We start from the raw sequence: 16282 nt of genomic DNA, 5'->3' as shown, positions 1-16282 counted from the left end.
GAATCGAGCCACCGCATGAATCAAACCACCTCATCCACACTCCCCGCACAAGGCCTGGCGCCCACGCCCGAACAGATCCAGCGTCATCTGCGCCACGCCCAGCGCGTGGCTGAGCGCGCCATTGGCCTCGGCCACCATCCCTTCGGCGCCATCCTTGTCGGCCCCGATCAGGAAACCGTGCTGCTCGAGCAATGCAATATCGACGCGGTGAACCACGCCGAATCGACCCTCGCGCGCGTGGCGGCCACCAACTTCACGTCCGACTATCTCTGGGGCTGCACGCTCTACACCACAGTCGAGCCCTGCTGTATGTGCGCGGGCACGGCCTACTGGGCCAACATCGGCCGCGTGGTGTTCGGCATGACCGAACACGCGCTGCTCGGCTGCACCGGCAGCCATGTCGAAAACCCGACCATGAGTGTGTCGTCCCGCTATGTGTTCGACCACTGCCAGAAGCCGGTCGAACTGATCGGCCCGGTGCCCGAAATGGAAGCCGAGATCGCCGAGATGCAGCAACGCTTCTGGGCCACCCGCTGATCCCGCGATGCAACTGATATCGCCCGCCACACCACAGGCCGCGCAGGCTCTGGCAGAAGAACTCGGCGCGCGCGCGCGCTTCATCGCGGGCGGCACCGTGGTCCAGCAGGAGTGGACAGGCATGACGCGCCAAGCCCCACCGGACACTTACTTTATCAATACCCAGACTTGGCCGCAGACGCAGGGCATCGCGCTGCAAGGTGAGCACCTGCGCATCGGCGCGAATGCGCGTCTAGAAACCATTCGCCTCGATGCGCTCGTGCGCGAGCACGCGCCGCTGCTCTGCGATGCGCTGGCCCAACTCGGCGCAGCAGGCGTGCGCCGCCTGGGAACCTTGGGCGGCAATATCGGCTGGGGCATGGGTGACACGGGCCCGGTGCTTCTGGTGCTCGATGCGCTTGCAGAACTGGCGGACGGCACGCTCGAGCCGCTGGAATTGACGCTAGCACGCCCCCGTCGACCACTGATGCTCGCCTTTCACCTGCCATGCGTGAATCTGCAAGGCCCCGCGCATGCCGCATTCGAAAAGATCGGCCATCGCGCGGCCTTCACTCCTGCGCGCGTGCGCGTCGCCATACGCTGGGCCACGGCAGCACGAGGGTGCACGCTGGTGCGCGCGGCCGCCGGTGCACCCGGCACACCGATTCGCCGCTTGCTCGCGGTCGAAGAACTGATGGCGGATGAGGCCCGTCGGCCCACGCTGGTCAACGTGCGCGCCGCTTGCCTCAAAGAGCTTCCAGAACCGCTCGCGATCATGAGCAGTCGACTGATCGCCGGACATTGCGGCCTGCTTTGAACGGGCATCCCATGAACGACCTGACCTCCACCTTTCTCCCGCCCCATTCCGCCCATGCGCTGACGCGGCCCATCGAACGATTGACGCAGGACATCCGCCCCGACATCGCAGCCAAGCTCACCGGCTCGCCCGGTTTTCTCACCGACCGCATCGCGAGCGGCCAGCTGCGCGGCGCGATTCTCGGCAGTCCGCATCCGCACGCGCGCATCCTGCGCATCGACACCACCGAAGCCACCGCCCTGCCCGGCGTCCATGCGGTCGTCACCCATGCCGACATCCCCGGCACCGCGAGCTACGGCCTGCGCAAGGTGGACCGGCCCGCGCTCTGCAAGGACAAGGTGCGCTGCGTGGGTGATCCGGTCGCAGCCGTCGCCGCCGTCGATCTGACCACCGCCAGCGCCGCGCTCGCGCTGATCCACGTGGAATATGAAGCGCTGCCCCTCGTGGACGACATGGCATCCGCACTGGCAGCCGACCTGCCCGATGCGGCCCATCTGCACGTAGGCGGCAATCTGCTGCACAGCATCGATCATCAACGTGGCGACCTCCTTGCCGCACAGGCCACCACACTGCATGTGCTCGAAGACACCTACCACACGCCGCGCCAGATGCACACCTATCTGGAAACCGAGGGCTGCGTGGCCGAGCCCGATGGCGCGGACGGGCTGCGCCTGTTCTTCGGCGGACACAACCCCGCGCGCGAACGGCAGGTGATCGCCGACATGCTCTGCCTCGCACACGACAAGGTGCAGGCCGTGGGCACGCCCGTGGGTGGCTCATATGGCGGCAAGGACGAGCTCACGATCCAGCCGATTGCGGCACTGCTCGCATGGAAGACGCAACGCCCCGTGCGCCTGCACCTCACCCGGCCGCAGTCGGTGGACCTTGGCGTCAAGCGCCATCCCATGCGCATCCGCATGCGCACTGGCATCGATGCCGAGGGGCGACTGACGTTCCAGCAAGTCGACATCCTCGCCGACACCGGCGCCTACGCCACGCATGGCCCCGAAGTGCTGGATGCTGCCGTCGAGCATGCCCCCGGCCCGTATCGCTACCGGGCGGTGCAGATTCACGCGCGGCTCGCTTACACCAACAACGGCATCGCTGGCGCGTTTCGCGGCTTTGGCGCCGTGCAGGTGCAGTTCGCGCTCGAGCAACACATGGACCGCCTCGCCGCGCTCGCGCAGATGTCGCCAGGCGCCTTCCGCGCACTCAACCTCGCAACGCCCGATGCGCCCGGCCCACTGGGCCAGCAGTTGGTCGCGTTCGACGGCCCGCAGCGCGCGCTCGACGTCGCCATGCAGCAACCGCTGTGGCAACGCCCGCACCAATGGCGCAGCGCCGATGGCCGTTATTTGCACGGCATCGGCCTTGCGCTGATCCACCGCAGTGATGGCTTCGGCAAAGGCGGGCCGAGCGAAAGCCGCATGCAGCTCGCGCTCGCCGAAGACGGCAAGGTCGAGCTGCGCTGCGGCTTCACCGAGCTCGGCCAAAACCTCTGCGGCGCCATCCGCAATCTCTGCGTGCAGCATCTGGCCTGCGCGCCGGACGACGTGCGCCCGGTGCTGGGCGACACCGCCTTCACGCCAGACTCCGGCCCGGTCGCCGCATCACGCGCGACCACGCTGGTCTGGCGCGCGCTGCTTGAAGTCAGAGCCGAATGGCAAGCACGATTGGAGCGCGCAAGGGCGCAATGTGGCGACTCCAAAAGCCTTGTCGAACTGGCACATGTGCTCGGCAATGAACGCCCCTGCATCACCATCGATTTGCATGCCGAAGACCCAAGCGTCAACGCGCACGACACGCACTTCGTCTTCGGCGCCTGTGCGGCCATCGCCCAGGTCCGCATCGACACCTGGAGCGGCATGGTGCGGGTGCAGGACCTTGCTATGTGCACGGCGCTCGGCCCCATCGCTTCACCCCAAGGCTATCTCGGCCAGATGGAAGGCGGCGCGGTCATGGGTCTCGGCATGAGCCTGCTGGAGGAGCTCGAATGCGAAGACGGCCACTACACCGCACGCAATCTCGACGCCTATTTCGTTCCATCGATCATGGACGCGCCGCGCATGGACCTCATCGCCATCGAGAATCTGCCACCCGACGATCCCATAGGCCCGCGCGGCGCAGGCGAGATCAGCGTGAACTTCGCTGTGCCCGCCATCGCCAACGCGCTCAGTGCGGCGCTTGCACACCCCATCACCCGCCTTCCGATGACGCCGCTGCGCGTGATCGCCCTGCTGGAGCAAGCCTCTTCATGAACGCACCCCTGCACAACCCTCACGCCCCAGAAGACATCGCATTCGCGCTTGAACTCAATGGCCAACCCGTACAGGTCACCTGCCCGCCTGACACCCGCCTGCTGACCCTGCTGCGCGAGCACTGGCAACTCACCGGCGCCAAGCCCGGTTGCGAGGTGGGCCGCTGCGGCGCCTGCATGGTCTGGCTCAACGACGCCCCCGCCAACGCCTGCCTGCTCATGGCCTGGCAACTGCAAGGCCAGCGTGTGCGCACCATCGAATCGCTGGCCACATCCCCCGAATGCGCCCCGGTACAGCAGGCACTGGCGACTTGCGGCGGCGTGCAATGCGGCTACTGCACATCGGGCATGCTGATGAACATGACCTGGCTGCACCAGCAGCAACCCCGGCCCAGCGCAGACGAGGCCATCGAACTCATGAGCGGCAACCTGTGTCGGTGCACGGGATATGGGGGAATCAGGCGAGCTGTGGAGCAGTTGTTTGGGGGTGATCAGTCATATTCAGCGTGAATCACACAGGTGTTCGCTGCATCGCGTGGTGGGCGGCAAGAGATTGTGCACTGAACTCTACCCAGATCAGTAGTCAACGACCCTGCCCCACTAGATCCTTCTTCAGGCATTCATTTTTTGCGGATGTTTCTGCTCACTGACTAAACCTTCCCAGCCTTCTTGTTCAGAAACGCATTCATGTGATGCTGCGGCTCGCCGGTTTTGAAAGCTTCGCCGAACTCGGCAATGCTGTCGTCCACGGCGGCGTCCAGCGTCATGCCTTCCCAGCGGCGCAGCAAACGCTTCTGTTGGCGCAGCACAACCGGGCCGATCTCGGCGAGGCCTGCAGCGATTTCGAGGATGCGGGCGTCCAGTTGGTTCTGGGGCACGCATTCATTGATCAGGCCCCATTCCTGCGCTTGCTTGGCGGGGATGTTTTCGCCGGTCAGCAGTAGCCAAGCTGCGCGGGTGGTGCCGATTTGGGCGGGCATCATGGCCGCGTGGATGACAGAAGGAATGCCGACCTTCACCTCGGGCATGCCGACGACGGCGTTGTCGGCGGCGATGCGCAGGTCACCGGCCATTGCGAGTTCGAGACCGCCGCCGAGTGTGTGGCCTTCGAGTCGCACGATGACCGGCACCGGGAAATGGCGCACCGCATTGCACAGGTCGCGCAGCGCGCCGATGAAAACGCGGCCGGTGGCCGAGGTCAGTGAGGCCAACTCCTTGATGTCCGCTCCCGCAATGAAAGCGCGTGCTCCCGATCCGCGCAGCACGAGGCAGTGCAGTTCCTGATTTTCGGCGAGTTCACCGAGCGTCTGGATCAGTCCACGAATGACCGGGGTGCTCAACACGTTGAGCACCCCTGCGTCGGTGATGGTAAGAATGGCGGTGGAGGGTGTGGGGTAAGTGACTTGTGCGTACATGGTGTTCTTTGCTTTCGTGAGAATCAGAGTTTTTCGAAACCGATGTCCTTGATGAGCTTGGACCAGGCCTTGTTCGAGCGGTCCACGGTGCTCTTGAACTGCCGCGGGGTCTGGTAGTCCACCACCGCACCCTGCTGCTCAATGGTCCTCACCAACTCGGGATTCTGCAGTGCCTTCTTGGCCGCCGTGCTGAGCTTGGCCAGCACCGCCGCGTCCAGACCGGCGGGCGCACCGAGGCCGTACCAGGACATGTCGTTCATCGGTTTCAAGCCCACTTCCGCATAGGTGGGAACATTGGGTAGATTGGCCAGTCGCTTCGGGCTCGATACGGCCAGCGCACGCAGTTGGTTGCCAGCGATCAGCCCGCCCGATGAGGGCATGTTGTCGAACACCACATCGATCTGCCCGGCCATCAGGTCATTCAGCGCGGGGCCAAGGCCCTTGTAGGGCACATGGGTGATCTGGGTCTTGGTCGCATCGCCAAACAGCGCGCCGCTCAGGTGGCTGAGCCCGCCGTTGCCGGACGAGCCGTAGTTGAGTTTACCAGGCGCCTTGCGCGCCGCCTCGATCACGTCCTGCGCGGTCTTGTAGTTGGAGTTCACGTTCACCACCATCACGCCCGGCACGTTGGCGATGTTGGTGATGGGCGTGAAGTCCTTGACCGGATCGTAGGCCGGCTTGGCATACACGTTCGGGTTCACGGCGTGCGAACTCTCGACCATCATCACCAGTGTGTAGCCGTCCGCCGGTTGCTTGGATGCGAACTGCGAGCCGGTGCTGCCGCCTGCACCGGGCTTGTTCTCCACGACGATGGACTGACCGAGCTCTTCCCCCAGATAACGGGCCATCACGCGACCGATCACGTCGGTCGCACCGCCCACCGCATAGGGCACGATCAGGCGCACGGGACGGTCTGGATAGGACGTGTTGTTGCCAGCCGCCTGGGCCACGGGAAGCATGCCGACGCACAGCGTCAGGGCGAGCAGGGATTTGAGCGAGTTCATTCGATGTCTCCTGTATTTCTGGATGAAAGATTCAAATTCGGTGACAGCGCAGTCACGCGGTCATGGATTGATGCGGGCTGTGACTGGGATGTGGCTTTGACCGCCGCAGGGCCAAGCGTTGGCGGCGGGGTTACGGGCTTGTGTGCACCGGGCTGCACCATGGGGTTGCGCACCAGCTTGAGCGTGCCCAGTTCGGGATGCTCCACAGTCTGTAGCATCTGGCGATGCACCACCTGCGGATGCTGGAACACCTGCTCCATGCTATTGATGTTTCCCCAAGAGATGCCATTGGCATCCAGCGCGCTACCCAGCTCTGCCGCCCGCCACTGCTTGAGCACGGCACGCAGAAGCGGACGCAGTTCGGGCAGATGGGTGAGCCGCCCGGCATTGGTGGCGAATTGTGGCCGCTGGTACCAGTCAGTGCCCATGAGCTTGCAGAACGCGGCGAACTGCGTGTCGTTGCCGATCGCCAGAATGATGTAGCCATCGGAGCATTCGAACACCTCGTAAGGCGCGAGGTTCGGATGGGTGTTGCCAATGCGCTCAGGGTTCTCGCCCGAGACCAGATAGTTCGCTCCCTGATTGGCGTTCATCGCCACCGACACGTCGAGCAACGCGATGTCCAAATGCTGCCCCTGCCCCGTGCGTCCGCGCTGCACCAGCGCCGCGAGCACCGCGCTGGTCGCATACATGCCGGTCATCAGATCAACCACGGCCACACCGGTGCGCAGCGGGCCTGCCCCGGCGTCGCCATCGGCCAGACCCGTGTAGCTCATCAGCCCACCCATGCCCTGAAAGATGTAGTCATAACCGGGCTTGTGCGCAAACGGTCCGCTCTGGCCAAAGCCGGTGACCGAGAGATAGACGAGCCGGGGATTGATCTTGGCGAGCGCCGCGTAGTCAAGCCCGTAGCGCGCGAGCGTGCCAACCTTGTAGTTCTCAACCAGCACATCCGCATCCTCGATCTGGCGCAGCAGCCAGGCGCGTTCGGCCTCGCGTGCGAAATCCAGCGTGACCGACTGCTTGCCCCGATTGCAGGACAGAAAATAGGCCGCGACCTGCTCGCCGCTGCGTCCGGTCACGAACGGCGGGCCCCAGCTGCGCGTGTCATCGCCCGACTCGGGGCGCTCGATCTTCAGGACATGGGCGCCGAGGTCCGCAAGATTCTGCGTGCACCAAGGCCCCGCCAGAATTCTCGACAAGTCCACAACACGGACTCCATCCAGTGCATTTGCAAGCATCGCATCTCCAAAACTTTCACGTATTCTTGGTGCAGGCCCTGCAGGGGTCAATTGGCCAATATTGCATCGCGAGTTCGTGGAATTTGGAGGGTCAGAAAATCCAGCGCGAACAGGGCCATGAAGGCCCGTGAAGAGATTTTGGCGATCAGGCGACCGGCGCGAGAATGCAACGGGCCTTGGCCATGAGCGCCGTGCCGTTACGCAGCGTGCAGTCCGCAAAGCACATGCGCCGCCCCTTGCGGTCAATCTGCACGTCGGCCTCCACCCAGTCGCCAAGACGGGCGGAGGACAGGTAGTCGATGCTCAGATGCGCGGTCACCACCGGACCATCGATGGCCCGAGAGACGTTGTAGCCGATGGCGTTGTCGATCAGCGTCGCCACCAGTCCGCCATGTGCGATGCCGTGCAGGTTGAGGTGGGATTCGAGCACCCGCATGCCGATGGTGGCGCAGCCTTCCCCGCGCTCGCGCTTGTACATGGGGCCCAGCGTCAACATGAAATTGCTGGGCGACACATGCTCCACAAAACCTTCGGGCGGGACAAAGACGGCGTCGTTCATGGTTTGGATGTTAGCTTCAGGCTTGGGCTTGTTTGTCGATCCACGGCGCAGGAATCCAATGCTCGCCATGCTTGGTATGCAGCGCGTGGATCTTGTCGCGCACTTGCTTCCAGCCCAGCGTCTCGGCATAAAACATCGGACCACCACGCCACGCGGGAAAGCCGTAGCCGTTCACATAGACCACATCGACATCTGAGGCCCGCTGGGCAATGCCCTCGTCGACGATGCGCGCGCCTTCGTTGACCAGTGCCAGCACACAGCGCTCGACGATTTCCTCGTCGGTGACTTGGCGACGTTCGATGCCCGCCTCTTTCGCACACTGGGCGATGAGTTCCTCCACGACGGGATCCGGAATGGGTGTGCGGTTGCCCGCTTCGTAGCGATAGTAACCCGCGCTGGTCTTTTGCCCGAAACGGCCCTGCTCGCAGATGCGGTCGGCTACCTTGGAGTAGCGCAGGTGTGCCGGGCGCGTGGGCGCGAGGCGCTTGCGCGTCGCCCAGTTGATGTCCATGCCCGCAAGATCGGCCATGGCGAGCGGCCCCATCGCAAAGCCATAGGCTTGCATGGCCGCGTCGATCTGCGGCACCGTGGCCCCCTCTTCCAACAAAAAGCCCGCCTCGCGCCAGTAACCGGTCAGCATACGGTTGCCCACAAAGCCTTCGCAGACGCCCACCAGCACCGGAATCTTGCCAATGGCCACGGCCATCTGCATGCACCCGGCAATGACGGCGTCTGACGTCAGCTCGCCGCGCACCACTTCAAGCAACTTCATCACATTGGCCGGACTGAAGAAATGCAGGCCGATCACGTCTTCCGGGCGCTGCGTCGCGGCCGCGATCTCGTTGATGTTCAGGCGCGAGGTGTTGGTCGCCAGAATCGCACCGCGCTTGGCGATGCGGTCAAGCTGCGTGAACACATCGCGCTTGACAGCCATGTCTTCGAACACGGCCTCGATGACCAGGTCGACCTCGGCGAACGCTGCCATGTCGAGCGAGGTCTGGATGCGCGCCAGCCGCGTCTTCACGCCCTCTTGCGTCAGTCCGCCGCGTGCGACCGATATCTGGTAATTGCGCTCGATGAGCGCCATGCCCCGGTCCAGCGCCGCCTGTTCGCGCTCGCACAGCACCACCGGAATGCCCGCATTCGCAAACGCCATGGCGATGCCGCCGCCCATGGTGCCAGCGCCGAGAATGCCCACGCTGCGCACCGGGCGTGCAGCCTCACGTGCATTGCTTCCGGTGAACTTGGCGGATTCCTTTTCGGCGAAGAACATGTGGCGCAGCGCCTTGGACGGCGTGCCCGCAACCAGCTCGTCGAACAGCGCACGCTCCTTGTCTAGCCCCTGCTCGAAGGGCAATTGCACCGCCGCTTCCACGCTGCTCACCGCCATGCGTTGCGCAATCGCGTTACGCGCCTTGGGGTTCACCGCCGCACGCAACGCGTCGAAATCGGGCAGGCCGTCTGCCGCAATAGCCTTGTCCGCCAGCACCGGCCAAGCAGTCTGCTGCGCGGCCTGCGCCAACGCGAAAGCAATGGCCGCTTGCTCGCGGTCGCCCTCGAACACCTCATCGATCAAGCCCAGCGAAGCGGCCTCTTTCGCACCCACTTGCTTGCCCGAGCTGATCAAGCGCACGGCATCCGTCACGCCGATCAGACGAGGCAAACGTTGTGTGCCGCCACCACCGGGCACCAGGCCCAGATTCACTTCCGGCAACCCCAGCTTGGCGGACGCATCTGCAATGCGGTAGTGGCAGGCCAGCGCCAATTCCAACCCACCGCCGAGCGCTACGCCATGAATGCAGGCCACCACCGGTTTGGTGCTGCGCTCGATGGCGCGGTTGACATCGCGCAGCATGGGCTTGGCCGTGGCGGCGGGCGTGTTGAACTGGCGGATGTCCGCGCCGCCGCAGAAAACCTTGCCCTCGCCGAGCACGACCACGGCCTTCACGTCGGAGTTCGCCAGCGCGCGCTTCAGCGCATCGGCAACGCCGCGTCGAACCGTGTCGCCCAGGCCGTTGACGGGAAGATTGTCTATGCGGATCAACGCCACCTGCTGGCGCTCCGTATAACGGACGGTGTCGGAGATCGAAAGGCTTGTCTCTGGTGTAGTCATGATGGGGTCGCCTCAATGGGAAAGGAAAGCCGTGGCCGCCGGTGCGGCCTGCGTAGGTGGGGTGAACTTTGCGAACTGCTGCACATGGTGCAGTTCGTCGCCCAGCGTGTGCGAGATCACCATCAGCCGCTTGACGAACTTGCCGAGCGCCAGCTCGTCCGTCATACCGATACCGCCGTGCAGCTGGATCGCGCTCTGGCAGAGATTGCGTGCCGACTGGCAGCACAAGGCCTTGGCGGCCGAGACTGCGGCGAGTGCTTCGACGTCATACTTCTGCGCCAGCAGGCCGCTGGCGCGCTGCGCGAGCGAACGGCATTTTTCGAGCTGCATGTACATGTCCACCAGCCGATGCTGAATGGCCTGAAAGCTGCCGATGCTGGCGCCGAACTGTTTGCGTTCCTTCGCGTAGGCGACGGTGGTGTCGAGGACGGCCAACATCGCGCCCACGGCCTCCGCACACAACGCTGCATTGGCACGCGCGCAGGCCTGCCGGAACAGCAGCCATGCCTGATGCACCTCACCGATCAGGCTGGTGGATGGCAATTGCACCTGTTCAAACCAGATTTCGGAACCCGTCGAGCCGTCCAGATTCACGTAGTCGCGATGGCGGATGCCCGGTGTGCCCGGATCGACCACGAAGAGCGACAGCCCATGCTGCGACAGTCGCGCGCCGCTGGTGCGTGCCAGCACCAGCCAACGCTCGGCCTGCACCGCATAAGCCACATCCACCTTGTGGCCAGACAACATCCAGCCATCGCCGATGCGCTCGGCGCGCGATTCGATGTGGTGCAGCGTGTAGTCGGTCTGCGGTTCCGCATGCGCCAGCGCAATTCGGGCTTCGCCCGCCAACACGCGGCGCAGTAACGCATCGGCCTTGATCGATGTGTCCGAGGTCGCAGCCAACAGCCACGTGCCTTGCACGATGCTCGCAACGAACGGCTCGGTCACCAGATGGCGGCCGAACAGTTCCATTGCCGCATGCACAGCAAGCGGGTCGTCCGCAATGCCGCCGTGGTTCTCGTCCACCGTCAGCGCCGTCAGGCCGAAATTCACGAATGCGGACCAGTGCGCAGATGCCTCCGCGCGATGGGCTACATCCTCCGGCCATATGCCCGATTCAGGCAGCGGATGCTCTCGCTCCAGATAGCGCGCCAACGCGTCCACGAGCTGGCGCTGGTCTTCGTTCAGGTAGTCACTCATGATGCGTCACAGCCCCAGAGCCATCTTGGCGATGATGTTGCGCTGCACTTCGTCAGAGCCACCGTAGATGGAGATTTTTCTCAAATTCAAATAGAAGCCAGCCAGCGTCTGTGTCTCATCTTCGTTGCCATCGACCGTCAGTTCGAACGCACGCTGACTGAACTCCTTGGACAGCGGCCCCGCCGCCTGCACTTGGCGCTCGGTGATCGCCTGCGCAAGCGTTGTTCCCATGAGCTTGAGCACCGAGGCCTCCGCGCCATTTCCCGCGCCGCTCTCGGACTGCCGGACCAAGCGCTGCACCGATGCCTCGAGCGCCAGCAGCTCCATCTCGAGCCGCGCGACGGCCTCGATCCAATCTGCGCGCACGGCCAGCGCTTCGCCGTCTACCACACGCTCCTTCAGTAGGCGCTTCAAGCAAGCCAGCTCGCGCTTGCAGCGCCCCACGCGCGCTGCGCCAAAGCGCTCGTGCGACAACAGATATTTGGCGCAGGTCCAGCCTTTGTGAAGCTCGCCCACGAGCTGGTTCTGCGGAACGTGCACGTTGTCGAGAAACACCTCGTTGATCTCGGTGTCGCCGTCGAGGGTGCGAATCGGCCGCACCGTCACGCCGGGCGACTTCATGTCGATCAGCAAGAACGAGATCCCCGACTGCGCCTTGGCATCGGGATCGGTGCGCACCAAGCAGAACATCATGTCCGCATACTGCGCATAGGTCGTCCAGGTCTTCTGGCCGTTCACGACGAACTCGCCATCGCGCAGTTCGGCGCGCGTGCGCAGCGACGCGAGATCCGAGCCCGAACCCGGCTCCGAATAGCCTTGGCACCACCAGTCCTCGCCAGAGAGAATGCGCGGCAGGTAGCGAGCCTTCTGCGCCTCGGTGCCGTATTTCATCAGCACCGGTGCGACCATGCGCAGCCCGAAGGGCACGGTCTCCGGAGCCCCGGCGATCGCGCACTCATCGTCGAACAGCAGGCGCTGCGCGAGCGTCCAGCCGGTGCCGCCATGTTCGGCGGGCCAATTGGGCGCGGCCCAACCCTTGTCGCGCAGGATCGCCTGCCATTGCAGAAAATCTGCCTTCCTCAGCCGCTTGTGCTCCAGCACCTTGCGGCGCAGGTTCTCCGGCAACTTGTCGGCCAGAAATGCCCGCACCTCGGTGCGGAACAACCCAAGCTGTTCGTGGTCCGTCACCTGCGTCATGCGCACACCTGTTCCAATTCGAACTGCAGCGGCACGCCGGTGCAGGCTTGCAGAGCCTCTTCGCTCATGCCCGGCACCATGTCGATCACCACCAGTCCGGACGCCCGCACCTCGATGACGGCCAGGTCGGTATAGATACGCTTGACCACACGGTGGCCGGTGAGCGGCAGCGAGCAGCGCTCGACGATGCGCGGCGCGCCGTCGCGCGTGACATGCTCCATGAGCACATACACGGCCTTGGCGCCCACGGCCAGATCCATCGCGCCGCCGACGGCCGTCGCCACGTTCTTCTGCCCGAGCGACCAATTGGCCAGATCGCCCTGAACTGACACTTCGTAGCCGCCCAGAATGCAGAAGTCCAGATGACCGCCGCGCATCATCGCGAACGAGTCGGCGTGGTGAAAGAAGCTGCCACCATCGACGATGTTCACCGGCAGCTTGGCCGCGTTCGACATGTCGGGATCGGGCGTTTCATCCGCATGCAGGGCGCGCATGCCGAGGATGCCGTTCTCGCTGTGGACCATGATTTCGTCCTCGGGACGGAAATGCTCAAGCACCATCACCGGCAGGCCGATGCCCAGATTCACGCAGGCCCCGGCCGGAATGTCCGCAGCCACCCGTTTCGCCATCTGCTGGCGTGTCAGGCCCTGGTATGTCAGTTCCAGCTTCATGCGCGCTTCTCCCCTGTCATCGACATTTCGGCACCAGTCACCACCACGCGCTGCACGAAGATGCCCGGCGTGACGATGTTTTCCGGATCAAGCGATCCCAGTTCCGCCGTGCTGCCCACCTGCACGATGGCGACGCGCGCGGCCATGCACATGATCGGACCGAAGTTGCGCGCGGCCTTGCGGTAGACAAGGTTGCCCCAGCGGTCGGCCACATGAGCCTGCACCAGCGCGTAGTCGCCCTTGAGCGGCGGCTCGAAGACATAGCCCATGCCGTCGATCACACGGGTTTCTTTGCCTTCGGCGAGCTCCGTGCCGTAGCCGGTGGGCGTCAAAAAACCTCCCAGTCCCGCGCCCGCAGCGCGCAAGCGCTCGGCCAGCGTGCCCTGCGGCACGCATTCATATTCAATGCGGCCCTGCGCGTAGGCGTCCTCGAAGGCATCGGACTCAGCGCCGCGCGGAAACGAGGCCAGCAGCTTGCGCACGCGGCCCGCGCGAATCAGCCGCGCGAGTCCGATGTCACGGCTGCCGCTGTTGTTGCATGCCACCGTGAGGTCGCTCGCACCCTGATCGTAGAGCGCATCGAGCAATGCTCCCGGCTGGCCCGCGAGGCCGAAGCCGCTCACCAGAATCGTCGCGCCATCCGGAATATCCGCCACGGCCTGTGCGGCGGATTCGAAAATCTTGTTCACCATCGTCTTGTTCTCCTGACTCACAGCGATGACGACAGAATCGCCGTCGCCTGGCTCGACAGCACGCCGCCGTTGCCGTGCACCAGCGCCACTTCCGCGCCCTTGACCTGGCGGGCATGTCCCTCGGCGCGCAACTGCGTCACCGCCTCGATGATCAAGAAGATGCTGTACATGCCCGGGTGCACGCAGGACAGTCCACCGCCGTTGGTGTTCATCGGGAAGGCGCCGCCAGGCTCGATGCGGCCGCCCTCGATGAACGCACCGCCCTCGCCCTTCCTGCAAAAGCCGAGGTCTTCGAGGAACAGAATCGGGTTGATGGTGAACGCGTCATACAGCTCCACCACATCCACGTCGGCCGGAATGAGTCCCGCCTGCGCGAAAGCCTTGCTGCCCGATTCCTGAGCGGGTGTGATGGTGAGGTCTTCCATGCACGAGATCTGGCGGTGCCAATGTGCAAATCCGCTGCCGAGCACGTAGATCGGCTTGGCATGGCGCTCCTTCGCTCGTTTGGCCGACGACACGACGATGGCCCCCGCGCCGTCGGTAACGAGGCAGCAGTCCAGCACCGTGAGCGGGTCCGAGATCATCTTGGCGTTGATCACGTCGTCCACCGACAGCGGTTTCTTCGAGAACGCATCCGGATTGAGTTGCGCCCACTTGCGCGCCGCCACCGCCACTTCGGCGAGCTGCTTGCGGGTGGTGCCGTACTCGTACATGTGGCGTGCAGCGGCCAGCGAATAGCTCGACACCGGGTTGAACGCCTTGTAGGGATGCTCGTAGGGCTGCGGATCAAGCTCGGCGCGCATCTGGTTGACGCGCGAGCTGCTCGGCGCGCTGCGCGGCGTGCTGCCGTAGCAGATCAGCACGTTCTCGCACTCGCCCGCATCGATGGCCATCTGCGCGATCTTCAGATCGGCGATGAAGGCCGATCCGCCGAACATGGTGCTGTCGGAAAAGCGCGGGCGAATGCCCAGATACTCGGCCATGCGCATCACCCACCAGGGCGAAATGAGGCTCGAAGTGATGATGCCGTCGATGTCGGACTTGCGCAGCCCGCTGCGTTCGATCGCCATGCAGGACGCCTTGGCGATGATCTCCTGCTCGCTCGCGCCGCCCGCATGGCCCATGCCTGCGAGGCCGGTGCCCAGAATCGCGATGGATCCACGTGTCGAATCCGAAGAACTCATGCTGCACCTCCCCGCGCTACGAACACCAGCAGCGGACCTTCATCAGTCACATCGATGCGCGCACGCACCGGCATGCCGATGCGCACCTCGTCCACGGGCATGTCGACCACGCGGCTCATCAGGCGCGGGCCCTCGTCCAAATTGACCAGCACCACCGTGTAGTCGGCGCCCTCGCGGGCCCGCACGATGGTCACGGAATAGACTGTGCCATCGCCGCTCGGCGCGACCCAGTCCAGCGCCTGCGAACCGCAATGCGGGCAGCACACGCGCGGATAGAAATGGAATTTTCCGCAATCACGGCATTGTGGAATCTCGAAGCGCCCCTGCGCCAGCGCATCGAAATAGCGCTTGTCGCAGGCGGAGGCCGCTGCGGACTGCGGCGCGCCCACGTTGGATTCGGTAGGTGCTGCGTCAGTCATCGGCCTTCACTCCGGTCTGCTGCACCACGGCCTTCCACTTGTTGACTTCGCCCTCGACGAACTTGCGCGTCTGCGCCAGATCCATCACACCGAGCGGTTCGCTGTATTGCAGGCGCAGGCGCTCGACCATCTCGGGCGAGTTCATGATCTTGTTGATCTCCTTGTTCAGCATCGTCACGATGGGCGCTGGCGTTCCGGCCGGGGCGTAGAGGCCCAGCCAGGTGTAGACGTCAAAACCCTTGAAACCAGCTTCCTGCATCGTCGGCAGATCAGGGAACAGCTTGCTGCGCTCGGCGGACATGGTGGCAATCGGGCGCAGTCGGCCCGTGGTGATGAATGATGAGACGCTCATCGAATCCTGCACCGCCATCGGAATCTGTCCCGCCACCGCATCGTTGGTCGCCGGTGCCGCGCCCTTGTAGGGCACATGCACGAAGGCATAGCCGGTGAGCGTGCGCAGCCATTCGCCCCCCAGATGGGTGGAGCCAGCCGCACCCGCCGTGCCGAACGGAATGTTCGACTGCGTCTTGGCCCAGGCGAGGAATTCGGGCAGCGTCTTGGCCGGTACCTTGGGATTCACGACGATCAGGTTGGGCGACTTGGCCAGCACCGCCACGGGCTCTAGGCTCTTGAGCGGGTCATAGCCCACCTTCTTCATCGCCGGGGCAATCACATACCCGGTCGCACCCACCAGCAGCGTGTAGCCATCGGCATGCTGCTTGGCCACATATTCCGTGCCAACCTGGCCCGCGACGCCGGGGCGGTTGTCGATGATGAATGGCTGTTTGAGGTTCTGCGACAGTTCCTTGGCAAGCGCACGGCTGACGATGTCCGTCATGCCCCCCGGCGGGAAAGCCACCACGATCGTGACGGGTTTGGCGGGGTAATTTCCGGCCTGCGCAAAGGCCGAACCGACCGGTGCCGACAGGGCTATCCACCCCAATGCCAGGGCACAGCCGATGGAGCGCGCCTTGTCCGAACGCGAAAATGCCATGAG

Annotated in this window: 16 protein-coding genes; 4 read left to right on the top strand and 12 right to left on the bottom strand. The window is 64.3% G+C overall.

Annotated elements, in window-relative coordinates; all coding sequences use genetic code 11:
- Window positions 1–15: 15 nt before the first annotated feature.
- Genes G7047_RS08380 through G7047_RS08365 form a run of 4 tightly spaced genes read left to right on the top strand, consistent with a single transcriptional unit; the run spans window position 16 to window position 4100 of the window.
- On the top strand, window positions 16–537 hold the full coding sequence (locus G7047_RS08380) for a nucleoside deaminase (RefSeq protein ID WP_166303476.1): 522 nt from the start codon (window positions 16–18) through the stop codon (window positions 535–537).
- Window positions 538–544: 7 nt separating this feature from the next.
- Window positions 545–1333, top strand: coding sequence for a xanthine dehydrogenase family protein subunit M (locus tag G7047_RS08375; protein WP_166303473.1), 789 nt, complete (start codon window positions 545–547; stop codon window positions 1331–1333).
- 11 nt (window positions 1334–1344) lie between these two features.
- Entirely contained in the window at window positions 1345–3591 is a 2247-nt protein-coding gene (locus G7047_RS08370) for a xanthine dehydrogenase family protein molybdopterin-binding subunit (RefSeq protein WP_166303470.1), read from the top strand.
- Window positions 3588–4100 carry a (2Fe-2S)-binding protein gene (locus G7047_RS08365; protein ID WP_166303467.1) on the top strand — a complete coding sequence of 171 codons (513 nt, stop codon included), beginning with the start codon at window positions 3588–3590 and terminating at the stop codon, window positions 4098–4100. The genes G7047_RS08370 and G7047_RS08365 overlap by 4 nt, the downstream gene beginning before the upstream one ends.
- A 140-nt stretch (window positions 4101–4240) precedes the next feature.
- Here G7047_RS08365 and G7047_RS08360 read toward each other — a convergent pair whose 3' ends face one another.
- From G7047_RS08360 to G7047_RS08305, 12 genes are all read right to left on the bottom strand, one after another.
- Window positions 4241–5005: an enoyl-CoA hydratase gene (locus tag G7047_RS08360; protein WP_166303464.1), complete on the bottom strand. Its 765-nt coding sequence runs from the start codon at window positions 5003–5005 to the stop codon at window positions 4241–4243.
- A 23-nt stretch (window positions 5006–5028) separates the two neighbouring features.
- Window positions 5029–6009 (bottom strand): tripartite tricarboxylate transporter substrate binding protein, encoded by a 981-nt coding sequence (locus tag G7047_RS08355; RefSeq protein WP_166303461.1) that lies wholly within the window; start codon window positions 6007–6009, stop codon window positions 5029–5031.
- Window positions 6006–7250, bottom strand: coding sequence for a CaiB/BaiF CoA-transferase family protein (locus G7047_RS08350; RefSeq protein ID WP_166303458.1), 1245 nt, complete (start codon window positions 7248–7250; stop codon window positions 6006–6008). Before G7047_RS08350 ends, G7047_RS08355 begins: the two co-directional genes overlap by 4 nt.
- Before the next feature lie 145 nt (window positions 7251–7395).
- Entirely contained in the window at window positions 7396–7809 is a 414-nt protein-coding gene (locus G7047_RS08345; protein WP_166303455.1) for a PaaI family thioesterase, read from the bottom strand.
- Between the two features lie 16 nt (window positions 7810–7825).
- A complete protein-coding gene (locus G7047_RS08340; protein ID WP_166303452.1) occupies window positions 7826–9922 on the bottom strand; it encodes a 3-hydroxyacyl-CoA dehydrogenase NAD-binding domain-containing protein in 2097 nt (698 codons plus the stop codon).
- A gap of 12 nt (window positions 9923–9934) precedes the next feature.
- A complete protein-coding gene (locus G7047_RS08335) occupies window positions 9935–11122 on the bottom strand; it encodes an acyl-CoA dehydrogenase family protein (RefSeq protein ID WP_166303449.1) in 1188 nt (395 codons plus the stop codon).
- A 6-nt stretch (window positions 11123–11128) separates the two neighbouring features.
- On the bottom strand, window positions 11129–12319 hold the full coding sequence (locus tag G7047_RS08330; protein ID WP_166303446.1) for an acyl-CoA dehydrogenase family protein: 1191 nt from the start codon (window positions 12317–12319) through the stop codon (window positions 11129–11131).
- The gene (locus G7047_RS08325) at window positions 12316–12990 is read right to left on the bottom strand and encodes a 3-oxoacid CoA-transferase subunit B (protein WP_166303443.1); all 675 of its coding nucleotides are present in this window, start codon (window positions 12988–12990) and stop codon (window positions 12316–12318) included. The genes G7047_RS08330 and G7047_RS08325 overlap by 4 nt, the downstream gene beginning before the upstream one ends.
- Window positions 12987–13682: a 3-oxoacid CoA-transferase subunit A gene (locus G7047_RS08320; protein WP_166303440.1), complete on the bottom strand. Its 696-nt coding sequence runs from the start codon at window positions 13680–13682 to the stop codon at window positions 12987–12989. The genes G7047_RS08325 and G7047_RS08320 overlap by 4 nt, the downstream gene beginning before the upstream one ends.
- 17 nt (window positions 13683–13699) lie before the next feature.
- Complete coding sequence (locus G7047_RS08315) at window positions 13700–14866, bottom strand: thiolase (protein WP_166303437.1); 1167 nt, start codon at window positions 14864–14866, stop codon at window positions 13700–13702.
- Entirely contained in the window at window positions 14863–15285 is a 423-nt protein-coding gene (locus G7047_RS08310) for a Zn-ribbon domain-containing OB-fold protein (RefSeq protein WP_166303434.1), read from the bottom strand. Before G7047_RS08310 ends, G7047_RS08315 begins: the two co-directional genes overlap by 4 nt.
- On the bottom strand, window positions 15278–16279 hold the full coding sequence (locus tag G7047_RS08305; protein ID WP_166303431.1) for a tripartite tricarboxylate transporter substrate binding protein: 1002 nt from the start codon (window positions 16277–16279) through the stop codon (window positions 15278–15280). Before G7047_RS08305 ends, G7047_RS08310 begins: the two co-directional genes overlap by 8 nt.
- Window positions 16280–16282: the final 3 nt, after the last annotated feature.

Source organism: Diaphorobacter sp. HDW4A (assembly GCF_011305995.1).
In the GTDB taxonomy this organism is placed as follows: Bacteria; Pseudomonadota; Gammaproteobacteria; order Burkholderiales; family Burkholderiaceae_C; genus Diaphorobacter_A.
Note: the sequence above shows the minus strand (reverse complement) of the source record. Positions and strands in the feature narration are given on the sequence as shown.

Excerpts from the sequence above, each read along its gene's own strand:
- G7047_RS08320 (WP_166303440.1), bottom strand. The coding sequence starts at position 13,682 with ATGGTGAACAAGATTTTCGAATCCGCCGCACAGGCCGTGGCGGATATT.
- G7047_RS08315 (WP_166303437.1), bottom strand. The coding sequence starts at position 14,866 with ATGAGTTCTTCGGATTCGACACGTGGATCCATCGCGATTCTGGGCACC.
- G7047_RS08350 (WP_166303458.1), bottom strand. The coding sequence starts at position 7,250 with ATGCTTGCAAATGCACTGGATGGAGTCCGTGTTGTGGACTTGTCGAGA.
- G7047_RS08345 (WP_166303455.1), bottom strand. The coding sequence starts at position 7,809 with ATGAACGACGCCGTCTTTGTCCCGCCCGAAGGTTTTGTGGAGCATGTG.
- G7047_RS08335 (WP_166303449.1), bottom strand. The coding sequence starts at position 11,122 with ATGAGTGACTACCTGAACGAAGACCAGCGCCAGCTCGTGGACGCGTTG.
- G7047_RS08340 (WP_166303452.1), bottom strand. The coding sequence starts at position 9,922 with ATGACTACACCAGAGACAAGCCTTTCGATCTCCGACACCGTCCGTTAT.
- G7047_RS08305 (WP_166303431.1), bottom strand. The coding sequence starts at position 16,279 with ATGGCATTTTCGCGTTCGGACAAGGCGCGCTCCATCGGCTGTGCCCTG.
- G7047_RS08325 (WP_166303443.1), bottom strand. The coding sequence starts at position 12,990 with ATGAAGCTGGAACTGACATACCAGGGCCTGACACGCCAGCAGATGGCG.
- G7047_RS08310 (WP_166303434.1), bottom strand. The coding sequence starts at position 15,285 with ATGACTGACGCAGCACCTACCGAATCCAACGTGGGCGCGCCGCAGTCC.
- G7047_RS08375 (WP_166303473.1), top strand. The coding sequence starts at position 545 with ATGCAACTGATATCGCCCGCCACACCACAGGCCGCGCAGGCTCTGGCA.
- G7047_RS08380 (WP_166303476.1), top strand. The coding sequence starts at position 16 with ATGAATCAAACCACCTCATCCACACTCCCCGCACAAGGCCTGGCGCCC.
- G7047_RS08330 (WP_166303446.1), bottom strand. The coding sequence starts at position 12,319 with ATGACGCAGGTGACGGACCACGAACAGCTTGGGTTGTTCCGCACCGAG.
- G7047_RS08360 (WP_166303464.1), bottom strand. The coding sequence starts at position 5,005 with ATGTACGCACAAGTCACTTACCCCACACCCTCCACCGCCATTCTTACC.
- G7047_RS08365 (WP_166303467.1), top strand. The coding sequence starts at position 3,588 with ATGAACGCACCCCTGCACAACCCTCACGCCCCAGAAGACATCGCATTC.
- G7047_RS08355 (WP_166303461.1), bottom strand. The coding sequence starts at position 6,009 with ATGAACTCGCTCAAATCCCTGCTCGCCCTGACGCTGTGCGTCGGCATG.
- G7047_RS08370 (WP_166303470.1), top strand. The coding sequence starts at position 1,345 with ATGAACGACCTGACCTCCACCTTTCTCCCGCCCCATTCCGCCCATGCG.